We start from the raw sequence: 17436 nt of genomic DNA on the forward strand, positions 1-17436 counted from the left end.
ACATTAACTTGTAGCATTAGAGCGGGTCATTAGCTCAGTTGGTAGAGCAGTGGACTTTTAATCCATTGGTCGATGGTTCAAGTCCATCATGACCCACCATTCATTATTTGGCTTCATGCTAGGTGTTGAATGGTTCAATCGGCGGATTCACGCAGTGCTTATGCACAACCAGAGCGGGTCATTAGCTCAGTTGGTAGAGCAGTGGACTTTTAATCCATTGGTCGATGGTTCAAGTCCATCATGACCCACCATTCTTTATTTGGCTTCATGCTAGGTGTTGAATGGTTCAATCGGCGGATTCACGCAGTGCAGATTGCACAACCAGAGCGGGTCATTAGCTCAGTTGGTAGAGCAGTGGACTTTTAATCCATTGGTCGATGGTTCAAGTCCATCATGACCCACCATTCTTTATTTGGCTTTATGTTAAGCCTTGAATGGGTATCAATCGGCGGATATACGCAGTGCAGAATGCACAACCAGAGCGGGTCATTAGCTCAGTTGGTAGAGCAGTGGACTTTTAATCCATTGGTCGATGGTTCAAGTCCATCATGACCCACCATTCTTTATGCTAGTAATGAATGGTTCAATCGGCGGATTCACGCAGCAACTACTTCAAAGTAGATCAAGAGCGGGTCATTAGCTCAGTTGGTAGAGCAGTGGACTTTTAATCCATTGGTCGATGGTTCAAGTCCATCATGACCCACCATTCTTGATATCATATCTCCTTATATTTAATTCTCACAGACTCTTTAACCCTACTGTTATTTAGAACTAGATTCTCGTATAATTCGCCCCATAATTGCACTGTAAACTTAAGTGGTCGAGAAATGAGTCTAGCTCAAACTATAATGCCTGAAGGATATATCTTTCCTCCTAAGCCAGCTCCATTGAATGTTGATGAGCAAGCGCAGTATAAGGCAAGAATAAAACAGTTATTAATAGATAAAAATGCGGTACTTGTAGCCCATTATTATACAGATCCAGAAATTCAGGCCCTTGCAGAAGAAACGGGTGGCTGTGTTGCTGATTCTTTAGAAATGGCGCGCTTTGGCGCAAAACATGATGCAGATATGATCATCGTAGCTGGTGTACGTTTTATGGGTGAAACAGCTAAAATTTTAACGCCAAACAAAACCGTTGTAATGCCAACACTTGAAGCAACATGCTCGCTTGATATTGGCTGCCCAATTGATGAATTCTCAGCGTTTTGTGATCAGCACCCTGATCGTAAAGTGGTGGTATACGCCAATACTTCAACAGCAGTTAAAGCACGTGCTGATTGGATTGTTACCTCATCATGCGCGCTTGAAATAGTTGAACACCTAGATGAAATGGGTGAAAAGATTATTTGGGGCCCTGATAAGCATCTTGGTGCTTATATTCAGAAGAACACCGGCGCTGATATGATCTTGTGGGATGGCGCCTGTATTGTACATGACGAGTTTAAAACCAAAGCGCTTAAAGATATGAAAGCACTGTATCCTGATGCTGGCGTATTGGTTCACCCTGAGTCACCCGCTGAAATTGTTGCTTTAGCTGATGCGGTAGGCTCAACCAGTCAGTTGATCAAAGCGGCGCAAACAATGGATAACCAAAAGTTTATTGTGGCCACTGATCGCGGCATTTTTTATAAAATGCAGCAGCTATGCCCTGATAAAGAATTTGTTGCAGCCCCAACGGCTGGCGAAGGCGCAACCTGTAAAAGCTGTGCACATTGTCCGTGGATGGCAATGAACGGCCTCAAAGCCATTGAGGAAGCTTTAATAGATGTAAACGGTAAAGAAGTGTTTGTTGATATGGGTCTTCGTGAAGGAGCACTCAAATCGCTTAACCGTATGCTTGATTTTTCAGCATCATTAAAGCGTTAATATCGTAAGCGTTTTTGCAAAAGGCCGTTAATTTAAAGATTAACGGCCTTTTTTGTTTATATACTAAGCAATTGAAATGCAATGCTGAAAAACACCTTGCACGAGTGTGCGCTATTTCATACTATTGCAACGCGTTAGAGAATAACGCATGTGGTGAGGTGGCTGAGTGGCTGAAGGCGCACGCCTGGAAAGTGTGTTTAGGTTAATCCCTAACGAGGGTTCGAATCCCTCCCTCACCGCCATTATTCAATATCAGGACGTCTCATGACGTCCTTTTTTGTGTCTGTTCAAATACCTCTAAAGCATCAATGTAATCCATTGAACTCAAACAAGTTCCATTCAGTTCCAAATTTGGCTATGATGCTGAATATTCAACAAAAGGATCCTTGATGAAATATATATTGCTAATAGTCACCGGTGCCAGCCCACAAGTATTAACCGAAACGCTTTTTGCGCTTTATCAGCAGGGTAAGCCTATGCCTGAAGAGGTGTTTGTTATAACTACAAAAAGCACAAAGTCTATGCTCACCGATGGATTATTTGAGCAAGGTCACTTAGCTAAACTAATAGCAGACTACCAACTTCCTGACATTAAACTCCCCGATGAAAACATATGGCTTATAGAAGACGATAAAGGTCAACCTATTAATGATGCTAAATCTGAAATAGAACAGACCTACATGGCCGACTTTATTACTCGTAAAGTGTTTGAGCTTACCAATAAAAACGATATTAGCATTCATGCATCTATTGCAGGTGGCCGTAAAACAATGGCATTTTATTTAGGCTATGCCATGTCTTTATTGGGGCGTGAGCAAGACTCGCTTAGTCATGTATTTGTTAATGATGAATTTGAATTTGTTAGAGACTTTTACTACCCAACACCTTACGACCACATTATTGATGGTAAAAATGGCACGCAAGTAAACTGTATTAATGCAAAGGTAACCCTTGCCGAAATACCCTTTGTACGAATGCGCCAATCTATCGACGAAACCCTAATTGCCAACATGCAAAGTGCATCGTTTAGCCAAACAGTGGCAAGCCTAAACTCAGCGCATAAAAAAGATTTAACCCTAGAGGTAAACTCAAAAGCAAAAACACTCACCTTTGCAGGTATCGAAATTAAACTTACCGCAAAAGAAACCGCCTTTTATTTATGGTTAAACCAATACAGCCAAAGTGAACATAAACAGTTAGTAGTAAGTCGTGATTTTGAAGAGTCTTTGCGTTACAGCAAAGAATACCTCATGCTTTTACAGCAAAATAGCAGTGATTTACGTATATTCCGTGATACGTTTGGCGTTGAGCCCGAAGATTTTAGAGACGGTTTACATAGTAATTTAAAGGTAATGGAAAAAACCTTTGTGCAGCAAACGCGTAGTCGCATAAATAGTAAAATAAATAAGGTGTTACCCAACGAGCTTGCTAAAAAAATAGCGATTGAGTCTAGTAACCAAAGCTTTGAAACAATCTACTGGTTAAGTGCAGTAATACACAATATAAAAATAAATATAACGGCTTAATATTCGCAAGCTTGCAAACGCATACAAATAATAACGCAAGGTAAATTAGTTGATAAGGAAGTAATCAGGAATGAAGCAATCAATGAACTTTGAACATATTCAATCTAAGTGGCCAGAGCTACACCAGTTAGCCGCTTTTGCAGAAGACTATGCGATTACCGATCCACAAAGCTCACTGGTTAAGCTGCGTTGCTTTGCAGAAAAAGTAGTAGGCTACTTATACAAAGAACTTAGTTTACCTGTTTTACCCACTTCTAATATTTTTGATAAACTCACCGCAGACGACTTTACCAGTGCCGTCCCGCGTTTAATAACCGATAAGCTCCACGCCATACGTAAAAGCGGCAACCAAGCGGCCCACGAAGGCAAAGTAGATCAACAACAAGCTATTTGGATATTAAAAGAAAGCTACTTTGTAGCCTCTTATTTGTTTATGGCGTATGCCAATGGCACGCAACAAGAATGCCCAGAGTTTAAAGCGCCTGAGCAAACACAGCCCACTAACCAAAGTGATGCTCAGTTTGCTAAAAAGAACAAGCAACTCACTCAGCAGCTAGCCGAAAATCAAGCCCGTTTAAAACGCGCACTTGACGAACTAGAAGCCGCAGAGCTTGCACAAAAACAAGCGCAGCAGCAAGCAGCAAAACTAAAACAAACGATTGATGCTGAAAAACTGACGCAAGTTAAAACCCGAAATGAGCAAATTGTTAACTCAGGTTTTAACTTTAACGAAGACGAAACCCGTAAACGTATTATCGATTTAGACTTACGCAATGCAGGTTGGAATGTAGCACTTGACGACGAATCAACAGAAGACGTTGGCAAAGAAGTAAAAGTAACCGACCAACCTACAACAACAGGCGTAGGCTATGTTGACTACGTATTATGGGATGACGACGGTAAACCACTTGCGGTAATAGAGGCAAAACGCACCCGCGAAAATATCGAAAAAGGTCGCCAGCAAGCAACGCTTTATGCCAACGCGCTCGAAAAGCAATATGGACAACGCCCCGTTATTTTTTATTCAAACGGCTGGGATATAAAAATTCTAGACGACGCGCAAGGTTATAACAGCCGAGGTTTATACGGTTACTATTCAAAAGATTCCCTGCAGTATTTAATAAAGCAGCGCACACTAAAAAAAGACTTAAATAAAACGCCGATAGATACTGCGGTGGCAGGGCGTTTGTATCAAATGGAAACCATAACCCGTGTATGTGAGCGTTTTAGTGATAAACACCGCAAAGCGCTTATTGTGCAAGCAACCGGCACAGGTAAAACACGCGTATCTATTGCCCTTGCAAAACGGCTGCTCGATGCTGGTTGGGCTAAGCGCGTACTGTTTTTATGTGACCGAAAAGAGCTACGTAAACAAGCGGGTAATGCCTTTACCGAACACACCAAAGAGCCCGTACACATTGTAGGCAAAAGCGCTAAAAACACCGCAGCCAGTGCCCGTGTATTTATAGCAACCTACCCAGGCATGCTACGTATAATGAATAAGTACGACGTAGGCCATTTTGACTTAATAGTAGCCGATGAATCACACCGCTCAATTTACAATATTTATGGTGATATTTTTAAATACTTTGACGCGCTAGAAGTAGGTTTAACCGCCACACCGGTTGAAATGGTATCGCGCTCAACCTGTGATTTGTTTGGTTGCGATTACAAACTACCCACAGCCAATTACCCGCTTGAAGATGCCATAGAGCAAGGCAATTTAGTCCCTTACAAAATTGTAAGTTACACCACACAATTTTTACGCGAAGGCATTAAAAAAGACAACCTAACCGATGAGCAAATAGCCCAACTAGAAGAACAAGGCATTGATCCTAACGAGCTCGACTTTGATGCAAAACAAATAGATGAAGCCATTAAAAATAAAGACACCAACAGACTAATACTACGTAACCTAATGGAAAAAGGCTTGCGCGATAAAGACGGCCAGCTCCCTGGTAAAACAATTATATTTGCCCGTAACATTGCCCACGCCGAGCTAATGGCACAATTGTTTAGCGAGCTTTACCCGCAACACGGTGCTAATTTTTGCCGCGTTATTCACTCAAAGTACGAACGCGCCGAAGAGCTAATAGACGACTTTAAATCAAGCGACGAAAACAGTATGCGTATAGCGGTATCGGTCGATATGCTCGACACCGGCATAGACGTACCTGAATGCGTAAACCTTGTTTTTGCAAAACCCATAAAATCAAAAGTAAAGTTTTGGCAAATGATTGGCCGTGGCACACGCCTATGCGAAAACCTATATGGCCCAGGGCAGCACAAAACGCACTTTTTAATATTCGACCACTGGGCAAACTTTGAATACTTTGACGAAAACCCAGAAGAAGAAGATGTAAAACAATCTAAATCGTTATTGCAAAAGCTATTTGAAGCCCGTGTAACCCTTGCACAAACCGCCCTCAAAAAAGCCAATTTGGATGTGTTTGACCAAACCATTAAATTAATTCACGACGATATTTGTTTTTTGCCAATGGAATCAATATCAGTGCGCGACAACTGGCAAATTGTCGAAACTTACAAAGATTTTAAACGTCTTAATCAATTTGCACCGCAAGCAGTAAGCGACTTACTCGAGAAAGTAGCACCGCTTATGCAATGGCGTAACATAATGGGGCAAAGCGAAGCGTATAAACTAGATTTAGAGCTAACAGTTATCCAAACACTGCTATTAACTGATGCAAACCAAATTGATCTAGCTAAACAAAGTGTAATGAACAAAGTTGAATCGCTACAAATGCACTTAAACGAAGTGCGTAGCAAAGCACCTGTAATAGAAGAAATACAAACCGAGCAATATTGGCAGTATTTAACCCATGCAGCGCTTGAGCAAAGCCGCATTAATTTACGCAGTATTATACACCTGCGTAATAAAAGCGTAACACCGCCAAAAAGTGACTTTGTGCTTGATATAAAAGAAGACACAAACCAAATTAAAGAGGCCAACAGGCTTACAAAAATAGTCTCTATTGATTATCAAATATATCGCCAAGAGGTTGAAAAAACACTCACCCCGTTATTTGAAACCGACAGCGTACTTAAAAAAATTCGCAACGGCGAACAAGTAACCGAAGCCGACTTAGCGCAATTAAGCTCGTTAGTGCATACGCAAAACCCAAGTGTTGATTTAAATACATTAAAAGAGTTTTTTCCCGAATCAACCGCGACGCTCGACAAAATATTGCGTACCATAGTCGGTATGGATAAAAACGCCATAGAGCAGAGCTTTACTACCTTTGTGCAGCAAATACACACCCATGTAAATGCCAAGCAACAGCGCTTTATTGGTATGTTAAAAAACCACCTGATTCGCCACGGCGCAATTGAAATAGCCCAGCTTTACGATGCACCTTTCACTCAAATACACGATATGGGGCTTGATGGCGTATTTAGCGAGCAACAAGCCGACGTAATAGAGCAATTTATTAAGCAGTTTGATGTAAAACTAGGCGACAAAAATCAATCTGTTGAAAAAGAGGTGAGGCTGTAAATGGCTAATAAAGGTATTGTTATATACCAAACTCCGGATGGTTCATTATCTTTTGATATTCAATTTAAAGATGAATCACTTTGGATGTCTCAAGCACAAATGGCTGATTTATTTGGAACGAAGCGACCAGCGATTACAAAGCACTTGTCTAATATTTTTAAGACAGGTGAGCTGGAGCAAGAAGTGGTTAGTTCCATTTTGGAACAAACCACTGAACACGGTGCAATAGCTGGAAAAACACAAAAATCAAAAACTAAATTTTACAATCTTGATGCTATTATTTCCGTGGGTTACCGTGTTAATTCTACTCAAGCAACGCGCTTTCGCCAATGGGCGACTAAAACGTTAAAGCAGCATTTATTAAAAGGCTATACCTTAAATCAAGAGCGATTAGCACAAAACGCAACAGAGTTAGATAACGCATTACAACTCGTTAAACGTATTGCTGTTCTGCCACAAAACAGTGAGTTTGGTGCAGGGCTAGTAGATATAATTGCCAGTTACACGCAAACCTTTTTATGGCTACAACAGTATGATGAAGGACTACTTAATTCACCAAAAGGTGAGTTAGGCGGTGCACTTACACCACTCAATGATGCAAAAGCCGCAATTACTCAGCTTAAGCAAAACCTTATAACCAAAGGTGAAGCCACTAAGCTATTTGCACAAGAGCGTGACAACGGCCTAAATGCAATTTGGGGCGCGTTAAATCAAACCGTATTTGGTGAGCCTGCCTACCCAAGTATAGAAAGTAAAGCGGCTCATTTATTATATTTTATTGTAAAAAACCACCCGTTTAGTGATGGTAATAAACGCACCGCAGCATTTTTATTTGTCGATTTTAAATCGTAATCAACGCCTGTTAAATGAAAATTATCAACCCGTAATAAACGATACAGGGTTAGCGGCTATTACTTTATTAGTCGCAGAGTCAAACCCAAAAGAAAAAGACACCATAATCCGCTTAGTCGAAAATTTATTAAGCCAAAATTAAATAGCACAAAACGTAGGTCGGATAAGCAAAGCGCCATCCAACAATGAGATATAAAAAATTAATTAACATAATGAGCGTTATAAAGCGCTCACACTAGGAAAACTATGATCACCGGACCTTTAAAAAGTAAAATCGACAAACTATGGGAAGAATTTTGGACAGGCGGCATCACTAACCCGCTGACCGTAGTAGAGCAAATTACTTTTTTAATGTACGCCCGCATGCTCGACATGAACGAGCAAGCCGACGAAAAACGCAGCGCACGTACTAAGCAGCCATTTAACCGCCGCTTTAGAGACGCAGAGCAACATATTCGTTGGCAAAACCTGCGCCATTTAGGCGCAGAAGAGTTATACAAACTAGTTAAAGATGAGCTGTTTCCGTACTTTTCAAAAACCTCAGACGACGTATCGCCAGAAGGCGCGATATTTAACGAGTTTATGAAAGACGCGCAATTAATGATTCAAAAGCAAAGCTTGTTGGTAAAAGCCGTTGAAATGGTTAACGACCTACCACTTGAAAACGCCGACACCAAAGGCGATTTATACGAATACTTGCTTAGCAAACTCACCACCGCAGGCATTAACGGCCAATTTAGAACGCCGCGCCATATTATACGTGCCATGGTTGAAATGATGGACCCCGATGTAACCAGCCAAATTTGTGACCCATCAACCGGCACGGGTGGCTTTTTATCGGTAAGTTACGAATACCTGTTACAAAAGTACACATCAGCCGAGGGCATAGAGCGCGAACCAGTACTTGACGTAAATGGCAACGTGCAACTTGATGACAGCGGCAAACCGCTTGAAAACGTGCTCTACTCAGGTGATTTAATTACCCCAGAGCAGCGCACCCACATAGATGCTCACATGTTCAACGGCTTTGACTTTGACGCCACCATGCTACGCGTAGCCGCCATGAACTTAGTAATGCACGGCATTAAACAACCGGGCATACATTATCAAGATACTCTAAGCCAAAACTTTAAAGAGCACTACCCGCAAAAGGCAAAAGAAGGGTACGACATAATACTCGCCAACCCGCCATTTAAAGGCAGCCTAGACGAAGAAGACGTATGCCCTGAGTTACTACGTAAAGTAAAAACGAAGAAAACCGAACTGCTGTTTGTTGCCCTTATTGAGCGCATGTTAAAAGTAGGCGGACAGTCGGCCACTATCGTACCTGATGGCGTACTCTTTGGCTCATCAAAAGCGCACGTACAACTGCGCCAAATGCTGGTAGATAACAACCAGCTAGAAGCCGTAATTTCACTGCCAAGTGGCGTGTTTAAACCTTACGCTGGTGTATCAACGGCAATACTTATATTCACCAAAGGTGGCAGCACCGACCACGTATGGTTTTATGATGTACAAGCCGATGGTTTTAGCCTCGACGATAAACGCACACCAATAAAAGGCAACGACTTACCAAGTTTAATTAGCGAATTTAAAGTGCGTGATAAATCACAAGCGACAAGTGATAGCAATGATAAAACTCAAAAGGCGTTTTGGGTCAGTAAAGATGAAATAGCCAGCAATAAATACGACCTATCAATCAACCGCTACAAAGAAGTAGTATACGAGGAAGAAAGTTACGATCCGCCAAAAGAAATATTAGGTAAATTAGTGAGCTTAGAAAATGAAATACTGACTGATTTGAAAGAATTGGAGGGCATGCTGTGAGTTGGCCTTTAGTATCGATTAAAAGTGTTTCAAAAGTTACTACGGGTAAGACACCTTCTAAAAAAGTGGAAGAGTATTTTGGTGGAGATATTCCTTTTATCTCACCCTCTGAGTTAGGTGATGCTCCCTTTGTATTAAATTCAAAGCAAACTTTGACAGAAAGTGGTGCTTCTAAAATAAAACTTGTACCTAAAAATTCTGTTCTTGTCTGTTGTATAGGTTCTCTAGGAAAGCTGGCAATTGCTGATCGAGAATTGGGGACAAATCAGCAGATTAATTCAGTTACATTTGATGAAAGTAAAATTGATTATAAATATGGTTATTATGCTTTAAGTAGGCTAAAGCCAATTTTAGAATCAATGGCTCCTGCAACTACCGTTGCAATTGTTAACAAATCTAAGTTTGAAGAGTTAGAAATCCCATTACCCCCATTAGACGAGCAAAAGCGCATTGCCGCGATTTTAGATAAAGCCGACGCCATCCGCCGCAAACGCCAACAAGCCATCCAACTCGCCGACGACTTCCTTCGCAGTGTATTCCTAGATATGTTCGGTGATCCCGTCACCAATCCAAAGGGGTGGGAGGAAAAAATATTAAAGGATATTGCTGATATTCGCTCAGGTGTTACCAAAGGCAAAAAGGTAAAGCCCGAAGACTCTATCACTTTACCTTATATGAGAGTAGCCAATGTTCAAGATGGTTATCTCTGTTTAGATGAAGTAAAAGATATTACTGTTTCAAATAGAGATGCTGAAAAGTGTCAACTTCGAACTGGAGATATACTGCTTACAGAAGGCGGTGATATAGATAAGCTTGGGAGGGGGTACGTTTGGAATGGTGAAATAGAAAATTGTATACATCAAAACCATATTTTTTCGGTAAGAGTAAATAATAAAGAAGTTGTAAGGCCTGAGTTTTTGAGTGTATTAATATCTTCTCAAAGAGGGAAAAGATATTTTTTGAAAGTAGGCAAGCAAACAACAGGCATTGCCACTATAAATAAAACAGTGTTAAGTGAATTTGTGCCGTTTATTCCTCCAATAGAGTTGCAGGATAAATATCTTAAAGTTCACAATAAAATTAAAAGCTTATTCATAGGATGGGGCGGGAATTGTTCACTTGCATTTAACTCACTAAGCCAAAAAGCCTTTGCTGGCGAACTATAACGTGATTTATAAGAATAATAACAAGGATGTTAAATGACCCAGCGTGAATTAAATAACAACATAATCAACGTAGAGTTTACAAAACAAGCTGATTATTTGGCGTGGAGAGGATAACTAAAAAATGCAGACGCAAGTAAAACGCATGAACGAAGTGGGCGATACGGTATTTTTAACACCCACGCCACTACTCAGCTACGAGGCATTGGTGTTAAAAAGCTTAGGCTCGAATACCTATCGCGGCTTTCATCGTAAAAGTAACAATTGCTTAGGCGCATCACATACCTTTAAAGATGTGTTAACTAAAAAAAAGGATTATTTAATACACGCACTCAATAATCTCACCTCTGAAATAGAGTTAAACACGCTTGCAAACGAGTTATGTAGTGAGCTAAAAAGTGAACTGAGTAAAAACATTAAACCTTCGCAGTTGCAGTCGTTTAATAAAGTGCGAAAGCCCGTTGATATTGTATTCGAGCACTTTGTAGCAATGGGGGAGGACTTTGCACCAGCAAGAAAAACCGCCACACCATGGCTATTTTTACCCCTTGATAGCCAAAATTTTAAATCAGAATTTATATTTACCACTGAAGAAGCAAAGGCTCTAGGCATCAAGCGCCGCTTTACCTATAAAGACATTGAAACAGCCCAGCACTACGCAGAAATACAAAGCTTTTTAAAAGATAAAGCGGCAAAAATAGGTTTAAACCACCGTATTTATTTTGATTTGGTTTGGAACAAACGCTATGAAAGCAACGGCACCAACTTATTTTTAACCAATCCAAGCAGAAAATGATAAACAGTTAGACAGATGAAATTATGTTGTTAATACACCGTGGTTTAACAGTATAGTTTAAGTTTTTATGACTTAATTAAAAACATATACATATTTATAAAATTAGGATTGTGGACATGGAATCACCAGAGGTTTTTTTAAAAGAGCTTAATAGTGCTTTACGCAGATTACGTGGTGCATGCAATGTACTAGCTAATGATGAAATAGATAAAAAATTATTAGCTGTGATGCGACGCTTACTTTTAGCAGAAATATTAGGCAATGAGTGGATAATTGCAGTTGGTGGCTCGCAAGGGGCAGGCAAAACAACTTTAATGTCTAAAATTTATGACTGTGGAGATTGGCTACAAGGCAACGAAGGGCGCGGTGAAAAATTACCCGTTATGATTATTGAAACTAATGAAGTAACTGCACCGCAGGGCTATGTAAGACGTTTACAAAAAAGTGATATTGGAGATCAGCTATTAATAAAAGATGTACTTATAAATGTTGAAAACTTTAATCAAGTTATAACAGACCCTTCAGCAGAAGATTTACTACCAGTTTTAAAAGTACCAAAGCATTATTTTAAAAGGGGAAATCAGGCTTGGCTACTTTTACCTGGCTATGAAAAACAAGATCGAGATAATAAAGATTGGCAAGAGTTAATGCGTCAAGCAATGATTGCTGCAGGCGGTTGCATTGTTGTTACAGATGAAACAAGAATGGCAAATCAACAACAACTTGATATTACAAAAGATATGCTTTCAAATGAATTAAAGCATTGCGAGCCCTGTGTCGTTATTTCTAAAACTGAGTCATATAAAAACGACTTAGAGCGCCAAAACCAATTAAAAAATAGTGCGATGAACACTTTCAAAATAGATGAGAACCGAATTGATAAGCTGATCATATTAACGGGTACAGATGATTCGGATTACTTTGAAGAGTGGATGCCAAAATTACAAAGTATGATTGATGAACTTAATTATACAGGACAATCGAATCGTGTTTTTCAAATTAATAACCTAGCACAGTTAATTGGTCGAGATTTAACTAAAGTGCTAACTAGTATTAGATCTAAGGCCAGACTTATCTTCAAGAGTTCTGAAGCAACAGAGAGTGCATTAATATGTGGAGATCTTCTAGGTGAATTTGATGACTCTGTTACATTATTGAGAGAAGAGCATAAAAAAATTGCAAAAGCGCATGTTGATCTGAACCGAATAAATGCGGCTAAGAAATTAGACGAAAAATTATCTTTAGAACATGAAGGCTTCAAAAATTTTATTACTAGTTCGTTTGACAGCACGACTGAAAAAAAGACAAAAATAAAGCAAACTGTAGAAGATGCTTGGCAACAAGAAGGAAACAACTTTCTTTCTGATTATGCTAATCAATTAACGGGCTTAACTATAGAAAAATTAGGGCCTGTGTACGATTCTGATTCAGAGCTAAGTAAAAATGAAAACCCTAAACTATCGAACACTAAAAAACTTATTGAACTTGGTTATGCTGGGAGATCAGGTAAACCAATTCAGTTTAAAGTATTAAGTGAAAAAATAAAGAACGACATCAAAATAGTACTAAGCCATAACTCTAATACCAGTAGCGAAACAAGTAAAAAACTAGCTGAAAGTGTAAGATTGATACCTATTATATCCCTTGAATATGCGAGGTTGTCATACTCTGTGCCTAAGTTGTTAGCTGATGAACTTAAATTAAAAATGAATGATAATGGTGAGTTAATAGAGCAGAGTGTGGAGGCAATTAATAAAGGCGCAAATGAAGGTAGAAATGCTCTCAAAGCTGTCGCTGCTTTATTAGCTGTAGACGTGATTAGTGATGGTGATTCAGACATACTAGGTACACTTTTTGGTCATACCAAAGATAAAGAATCTGAAACTAGTTCGAATGATTTTGCAAGCGAAGAATCAACCAATGAGCCTGGAGGTGGCAGTGTTCCCCCTGTTATGCTTCACCCTGCTGCCACTGCTGTTACTGCCGTTGTTGCTGCTTGCTATGTAACAACCAAAGCTGTATCAGGGCTCAGGAAACAAGAGCAAGAATTAAGTATTCAAGCACACTCTTTGCTTAATGCAATTTCCGATTCTCATTATGAAAACTTTTGTAGTAGTTTTGATGAAGTAATGCGCTCAGCAAGATCTAGATTAGAAATTACCTTACGACAACGCTTTCATTTAGATGAAAACTTAATGCGTAAGGAAAGATTAGCAAAGGCTTTAGCTGATGTAATTGTTTTATCAAATGATCTTAAAGCTGAAATTGATTCTTCAGCAAGTGGCTTAAATCCATTATTAGTTGGACACACAGCTGAGTATGATTAATGATTGGCTAACTGAATACTGGTCTGAGTTATATCTATCAAATTTGGGCTGGGCGTTTGATGCATACGAGCGATTAATAAGCTCTATGAGTCACGATATTAAAAAAACATTATCAATGAAAGGAAAGCAGGTAGAGCCTTTTGTAGTTGTTTTCGGCAAGACTCAAGTAGGAAAAACGACACTGCTTCTTGATTTACTCGGTATTCATTCAGATCAAATAAGTGTGGTTTCCTATGTGCTAAGGGGTGGAAGAGAGGCTGGGAAGTCAGCCACTGCAACAACTATGGAATACTGTCGTTCTACAAGTGAAAATTGGGCTTTGACAATCAACTCTAAAAAAGAGTTCTATGCTGCTGAGTCCGATATGATAATAGCTCTAAGTGATTTAAGAGATAGTATGGAGAGTGCAACTCAGTCTTTTAATTCTCCGTGTATTGTAGATATACCAACACGTTTCTTTTCTATCGCTGCTAAAAAATGCGCTAATATACGTATTTTAGATTTACCTGGTGATAATCCTGCGAATGCTACAGAGCAAAAGCATGTTTATGCTATGGCAAAAGCTTATCTTCCTTTTGCTGATTTAATTTTATTAGTTGGAAGGGGAGATGATTTAAGTTTTCTAAACTCAGAGGCTATGAGTCTTCCGGGGCTAGAGAATTGGCAAGCTATGCTTGGACGTTTTCGTATAGTAACGACATTTTCTTATTCAGCTCAATCAATAAGAGACATAATTCGTAAGAGAGAAGAGGTTAATATCAGTGATATTAGAGCGAGACTGATTGAGCAAATTCAGCGCTTTGGTGAGCTAAGTAATGAAGGTAAAAATCAGAACCTATTTTTCCCACTTGAATTTGGAAATAGCTGGCAGAATCTAGAAAAGCAGGAACCTGTACTTTACAGTAAGTTAAAACCATTAATTAATGGGCTTCGAGCAACATTAATTGATGAAATACATGCTTCTGTATCGCCAGTCAGTCGTCTTCGAAATATGCTCGATAGTCATACAAGAATCGAATATATTTATAAAAAGAAATTAGAGGGGTTGAAACAGGTCGAAAAAAATATCATCAGAGAGATTCAAGCTATTGATGATGATATTCAAAACTATACCAAAATAAATGAACGAGAGCTTGAACAGTTAAATAAACTAAAGAAGTTAATCGAATACGGTAAAGATGAAAATATAAAAAGCAATATTAATAGCTTGATAGCTGATTATAAAAGTAATATTCCCTCAGAAACTGATGAAAAACTAGAAGATGAAAGTGTTACTTTTCTCAAAAGGTTAATAGGTGATTATCAATATAAATTGAAGAAAGTTGAATTAAATTTAAGCCAATTATTAATTGCTAATAATAGACCATATTGGAGAGCGGTTGAGAAAGCCTTTATTGAGCCAAATTATAGAGTGATTTTCAATGAGGTTCGAACGAGATTTGAGCAGATTGAAAAAGATTTAGATAAATACTTTATAAAAAAATACTTATCAAGGAAAAACTATCGCCATGATAAAAATAAAATAGAAGCGGCTAGGAATAAATCAGAAGAGTTTATTCTTTCACAGTGGAGAAATTCTTGGATTAAAGCAGTTGAAACATTGAACAGTAAACTTAATATTAAAAAAAGCCAACTTGAGACGAGCGTCTTGATAAACAAAGATGAACAAAGAAAGCTGCAGAAAGAATCTCATGTAAAAAATAATTTATTAAGCAAGTTGAAAATAAGAGTTATCAATACTGAAAAATTAATGAAGGAAGATATAACAAAGTTTGAAACTTTTATTAATATATTGAAGCAAGAGTATCATGCATCAATAACAAAAAAAATTGATGCATTTTTAGATGAAGATGATGAATGTGATGCATTTATGCAGTTAATCTCATTTTGTGAATTAAGTGCTCAGGGAGATACGTTAGAGCTTTTACATGGAAAAAAAGTGATTAAAATATGATTACAAATAGTGAGATTAATAAAGAAAGACAATTAACTGATTTAATGGGGAGAATCGTTAAGCAACCACTTGCTCCTATTATCAATGACTTGGAAAGACTAAAAAATGATATTTTATCTGTAGGGGATGCGCTAGAAGAGGCCAATGAAAAGCTTGACTTGGTGAGTGCAGATAAAGATGAGTTATTAAAACAATTAACAAAAAAAATTTCACGTTTAGAAGAGCGTGTTTTAAACGATATAGCTAAAAATAGCGCAGAAATTATTAGTGACAATAAAGATTTAGTCGAACAACAGCTGTTAGTTTTTAATAAGTCTATTGAAAGTGCGATTTCTGAAATAATATGTTCAAGTCATACCGTTAAAGGTATGTTGGTTTCTTTTAGTAACAAGATAGATGAGCGTCATAAAGAACTGTTAGATAGGAATAGTTGCTTAGATTCTAAGGTTGATGCATTAGTGCATGTATTAGAAGATACTAATAATAAAATAGCTAAAATTATTGAAGAACAAGAGAAAACAATATTGGAATTGACTAGTAAAAATGATGAAATTAAAGGCCTAATATTTAAAGTTAACAAAAAGATTAATTTATTTTCACTCGTTTTATTAGTATCAGCTTTAATTGCTACCTCTTATTATTGTTTACGAACACTTAGCAATTAAGGGATCAGAAAACACATATTGAATATGAAACTACAATTCAGCGCCTCAAACGCACTCAACAAATACCTAGAAGCTGATTTTCCTCGCTTGCCATATGAACAAGGTAAACAAGGGGGGGTAAACACCCTCATTAGCGATAGTGATTGTTTTAACTGGCAATTGCAGATTATTGATAACAGCTATAAATCTCGTGAGAAAACAATCATTGTTTGTGAGGCGAATAGCCGCTTTACGTTTTTTATACCGGTGAGTTTAAAGCTATCGCAAGAGGAGCTAACTCAGCGCTTAGCGTATGAATGGCAATTTATATTGGCTCAAACGCTTGAGGTGTATCAGCTAATACCACGCAGCGATATAGCGGTGCTGTTAAGTGAACTAGCTAAAATAGAATTTACTCCGCACTGGGTTAAAAACACCGATTTGAGCATAAGCGGGCATATTAGCGACGCTGCACTTTGGGTTACTCAAACACTAAAGGAAGAAGGACTCCATAATTTACCAAGCTCTCTTGCTATTGAGTTAGCAGTATATTTAAACACCCAGCCTAAGCGTATCACCAATAAAGCAACACGTCGCAAAGAGAAGTTTATACCCATAGAGCGTTTATTAACTTATTGCCAATCGCTTGTCATTTATCAACAACATGATGATGACCCATCAAAAGAAATAATTGACAACAGTAATATCATTAATTTTAGTGATTACAAAAAAGGCTAAAACCAACTCAATTAAATTTTCACAAGCTTGTGAAATTATATTTTTATAAATTTTTGTATAGCATTACAAAAAATAAAGCAGTACTAACAAATACCTAATTGTTGGTTAAATATTTAAGGAAGAAAATGACCCTATCATTACAAAATTTTAATAAAGCCCTATCTGAAGCAGAGCAACTATTAGCATGCTTTGAAACGCTAAATAACCATCCAGAATTATGCTCTTAT

Annotated in this window: 12 protein-coding genes and 6 tRNA genes; all 18 read left to right on the forward strand. The window is 38.4% G+C overall.

All coding sequences use genetic code 11. The features are described from left to right. Positions 1-23 precede the first annotated feature (23 nt). A tRNA-Lys gene (locus tag ACFI4Z_RS15565) sits at positions 24-99 on the forward strand. A gap of 76 nt (positions 100-175) precedes the next feature. Beyond that, positions 176-251 (forward strand) — tRNA-Lys (locus tag ACFI4Z_RS15570). A gap of 77 nt (positions 252-328) precedes the next feature. Continuing rightward, positions 329-404: transfer RNA gene (locus ACFI4Z_RS15575), tRNA-Lys, on the forward strand. 79 nt (positions 405-483) lie between these two features. Further along, positions 484-559: transfer RNA gene (locus ACFI4Z_RS15580), tRNA-Lys, on the forward strand. A gap of 71 nt (positions 560-630) precedes the next feature. Further along, a tRNA-Lys gene (locus ACFI4Z_RS15585) sits at positions 631-706 on the forward strand. 121 nt (positions 707-827) lie between these two features. Further along, positions 828-1868, forward strand: coding sequence for a quinolinate synthase NadA (nadA, locus tag ACFI4Z_RS15590; RefSeq protein WP_462671376.1), 1041 nt, complete (start codon positions 828-830; stop codon positions 1866-1868). A gap of 152 nt (positions 1869-2020) precedes the next feature. Next, a tRNA-Ser gene (locus tag ACFI4Z_RS15595) sits at positions 2021-2110 on the forward strand. A gap of 147 nt (positions 2111-2257) precedes the next feature. Beyond that, a complete protein-coding gene (csm6, locus tag ACFI4Z_RS15600) occupies positions 2258-3394 on the forward strand; it encodes a CRISPR-associated ring nuclease Csm6 (RefSeq protein WP_462671377.1) in 1137 nt (378 codons plus the stop codon). Positions 3395-3464: 70 nt separating this feature from the next. Continuing rightward, positions 3465-6908, forward strand: a complete 3444-nt coding sequence (locus tag ACFI4Z_RS15605) for a type I restriction endonuclease subunit R (RefSeq protein WP_462671378.1) — start codon at positions 3465-3467, stop codon at positions 6906-6908. Further along, positions 6909-7760 carry a RhuM family protein gene (gene rhuM / locus ACFI4Z_RS15610; RefSeq protein WP_462671379.1) on the forward strand — a complete coding sequence of 284 codons (852 nt, stop codon included), beginning with the start codon at positions 6909-6911 and terminating at the stop codon, positions 7758-7760. It abuts the gene before it with no gap. Continuing rightward, a complete protein-coding gene (locus ACFI4Z_RS15615; protein ID WP_462671380.1) occupies positions 7741-7902 on the forward strand; it encodes a hypothetical protein in 162 nt (53 codons plus the stop codon). Before rhuM ends, ACFI4Z_RS15615 begins: the two co-directional genes overlap by 20 nt. A 104-nt stretch (positions 7903-8006) precedes the next feature. Further along, positions 8007-9587 carry a type I restriction-modification system subunit M gene (locus ACFI4Z_RS15620; protein WP_462671381.1) on the forward strand — a complete coding sequence of 527 codons (1581 nt, stop codon included), beginning with the start codon at positions 8007-8009 and terminating at the stop codon, positions 9585-9587. Beyond that, on the forward strand, positions 9584-10753 hold the full coding sequence (locus ACFI4Z_RS15625) for a restriction endonuclease subunit S (RefSeq protein ID WP_462671382.1): 1170 nt from the start codon (positions 9584-9586) through the stop codon (positions 10751-10753). Before ACFI4Z_RS15620 ends, ACFI4Z_RS15625 begins: the two co-directional genes overlap by 4 nt. 121 nt (positions 10754-10874) lie before the next feature. Next, positions 10875-11546 (forward strand): hypothetical protein, encoded by a 672-nt coding sequence (locus ACFI4Z_RS15630; protein WP_462671383.1) that lies wholly within the window; start codon positions 10875-10877, stop codon positions 11544-11546. A gap of 116 nt (positions 11547-11662) precedes the next feature. Then, on the forward strand, positions 11663-13873 hold the full coding sequence (locus ACFI4Z_RS15635; protein ID WP_462671384.1) for a hypothetical protein: 2211 nt from the start codon (positions 11663-11665) through the stop codon (positions 13871-13873). An 85-nt stretch (positions 13874-13958) separates the two neighbouring features. Next, entirely contained in the window at positions 13959-15827 is a 1869-nt protein-coding gene (locus ACFI4Z_RS15640; protein ID WP_462671385.1) for a dynamin family protein, read from the forward strand. After that, positions 15824-16492 (forward strand): coiled-coil domain-containing protein, encoded by a 669-nt coding sequence (locus tag ACFI4Z_RS15645; protein WP_462671386.1) that lies wholly within the window; start codon positions 15824-15826, stop codon positions 16490-16492. Before ACFI4Z_RS15640 ends, ACFI4Z_RS15645 begins: the two co-directional genes overlap by 4 nt. Before the next feature lie 24 nt (positions 16493-16516). Beyond that, positions 16517-17209: an amino acid adenylation gene (locus ACFI4Z_RS15650; protein ID WP_462671387.1), complete on the forward strand. Its 693-nt coding sequence runs from the start codon at positions 16517-16519 to the stop codon at positions 17207-17209. Positions 17210-17436 lie beyond the last annotated feature (227 nt).

The sequence above is a fragment of the Pseudoalteromonas sp. RWi3 genome (assembly GCF_054960735.1).

What these genes read in the sequence shown, in the direction of transcription:
- nadA (WP_462671376.1), top strand. Translation starts at nt 828, where the DNA reads ATGAGTCTAGCTCAAACTATAATGCCTGAAGGATATATCTTTCCTCCT.
- ACFI4Z_RS15635 (WP_462671384.1), top strand. Translation starts at nt 11,663, where the DNA reads ATGGAATCACCAGAGGTTTTTTTAAAAGAGCTTAATAGTGCTTTACGC.
- rhuM (WP_462671379.1), top strand. Translation starts at nt 6,909, where the DNA reads ATGGCTAATAAAGGTATTGTTATATACCAAACTCCGGATGGTTCATTA.
- ACFI4Z_RS15605 (WP_462671378.1), top strand. Translation starts at nt 3,465, where the DNA reads ATGAAGCAATCAATGAACTTTGAACATATTCAATCTAAGTGGCCAGAG.
- csm6 (WP_462671377.1), top strand. Translation starts at nt 2,258, where the DNA reads ATGAAATATATATTGCTAATAGTCACCGGTGCCAGCCCACAAGTATTA.
- ACFI4Z_RS15640 (WP_462671385.1), top strand. Translation starts at nt 13,959, where the DNA reads ATGAGTCACGATATTAAAAAAACATTATCAATGAAAGGAAAGCAGGTA.
- ACFI4Z_RS15630 (WP_462671383.1), top strand. Translation starts at nt 10,875, where the DNA reads ATGCAGACGCAAGTAAAACGCATGAACGAAGTGGGCGATACGGTATTT.
- ACFI4Z_RS15620 (WP_462671381.1), top strand. Translation starts at nt 8,007, where the DNA reads ATGATCACCGGACCTTTAAAAAGTAAAATCGACAAACTATGGGAAGAA.
- ACFI4Z_RS15650 (WP_462671387.1), top strand. Translation starts at nt 16,517, where the DNA reads ATGAAACTACAATTCAGCGCCTCAAACGCACTCAACAAATACCTAGAA.
- ACFI4Z_RS15645 (WP_462671386.1), top strand. Translation starts at nt 15,824, where the DNA reads ATGATTACAAATAGTGAGATTAATAAAGAAAGACAATTAACTGATTTA.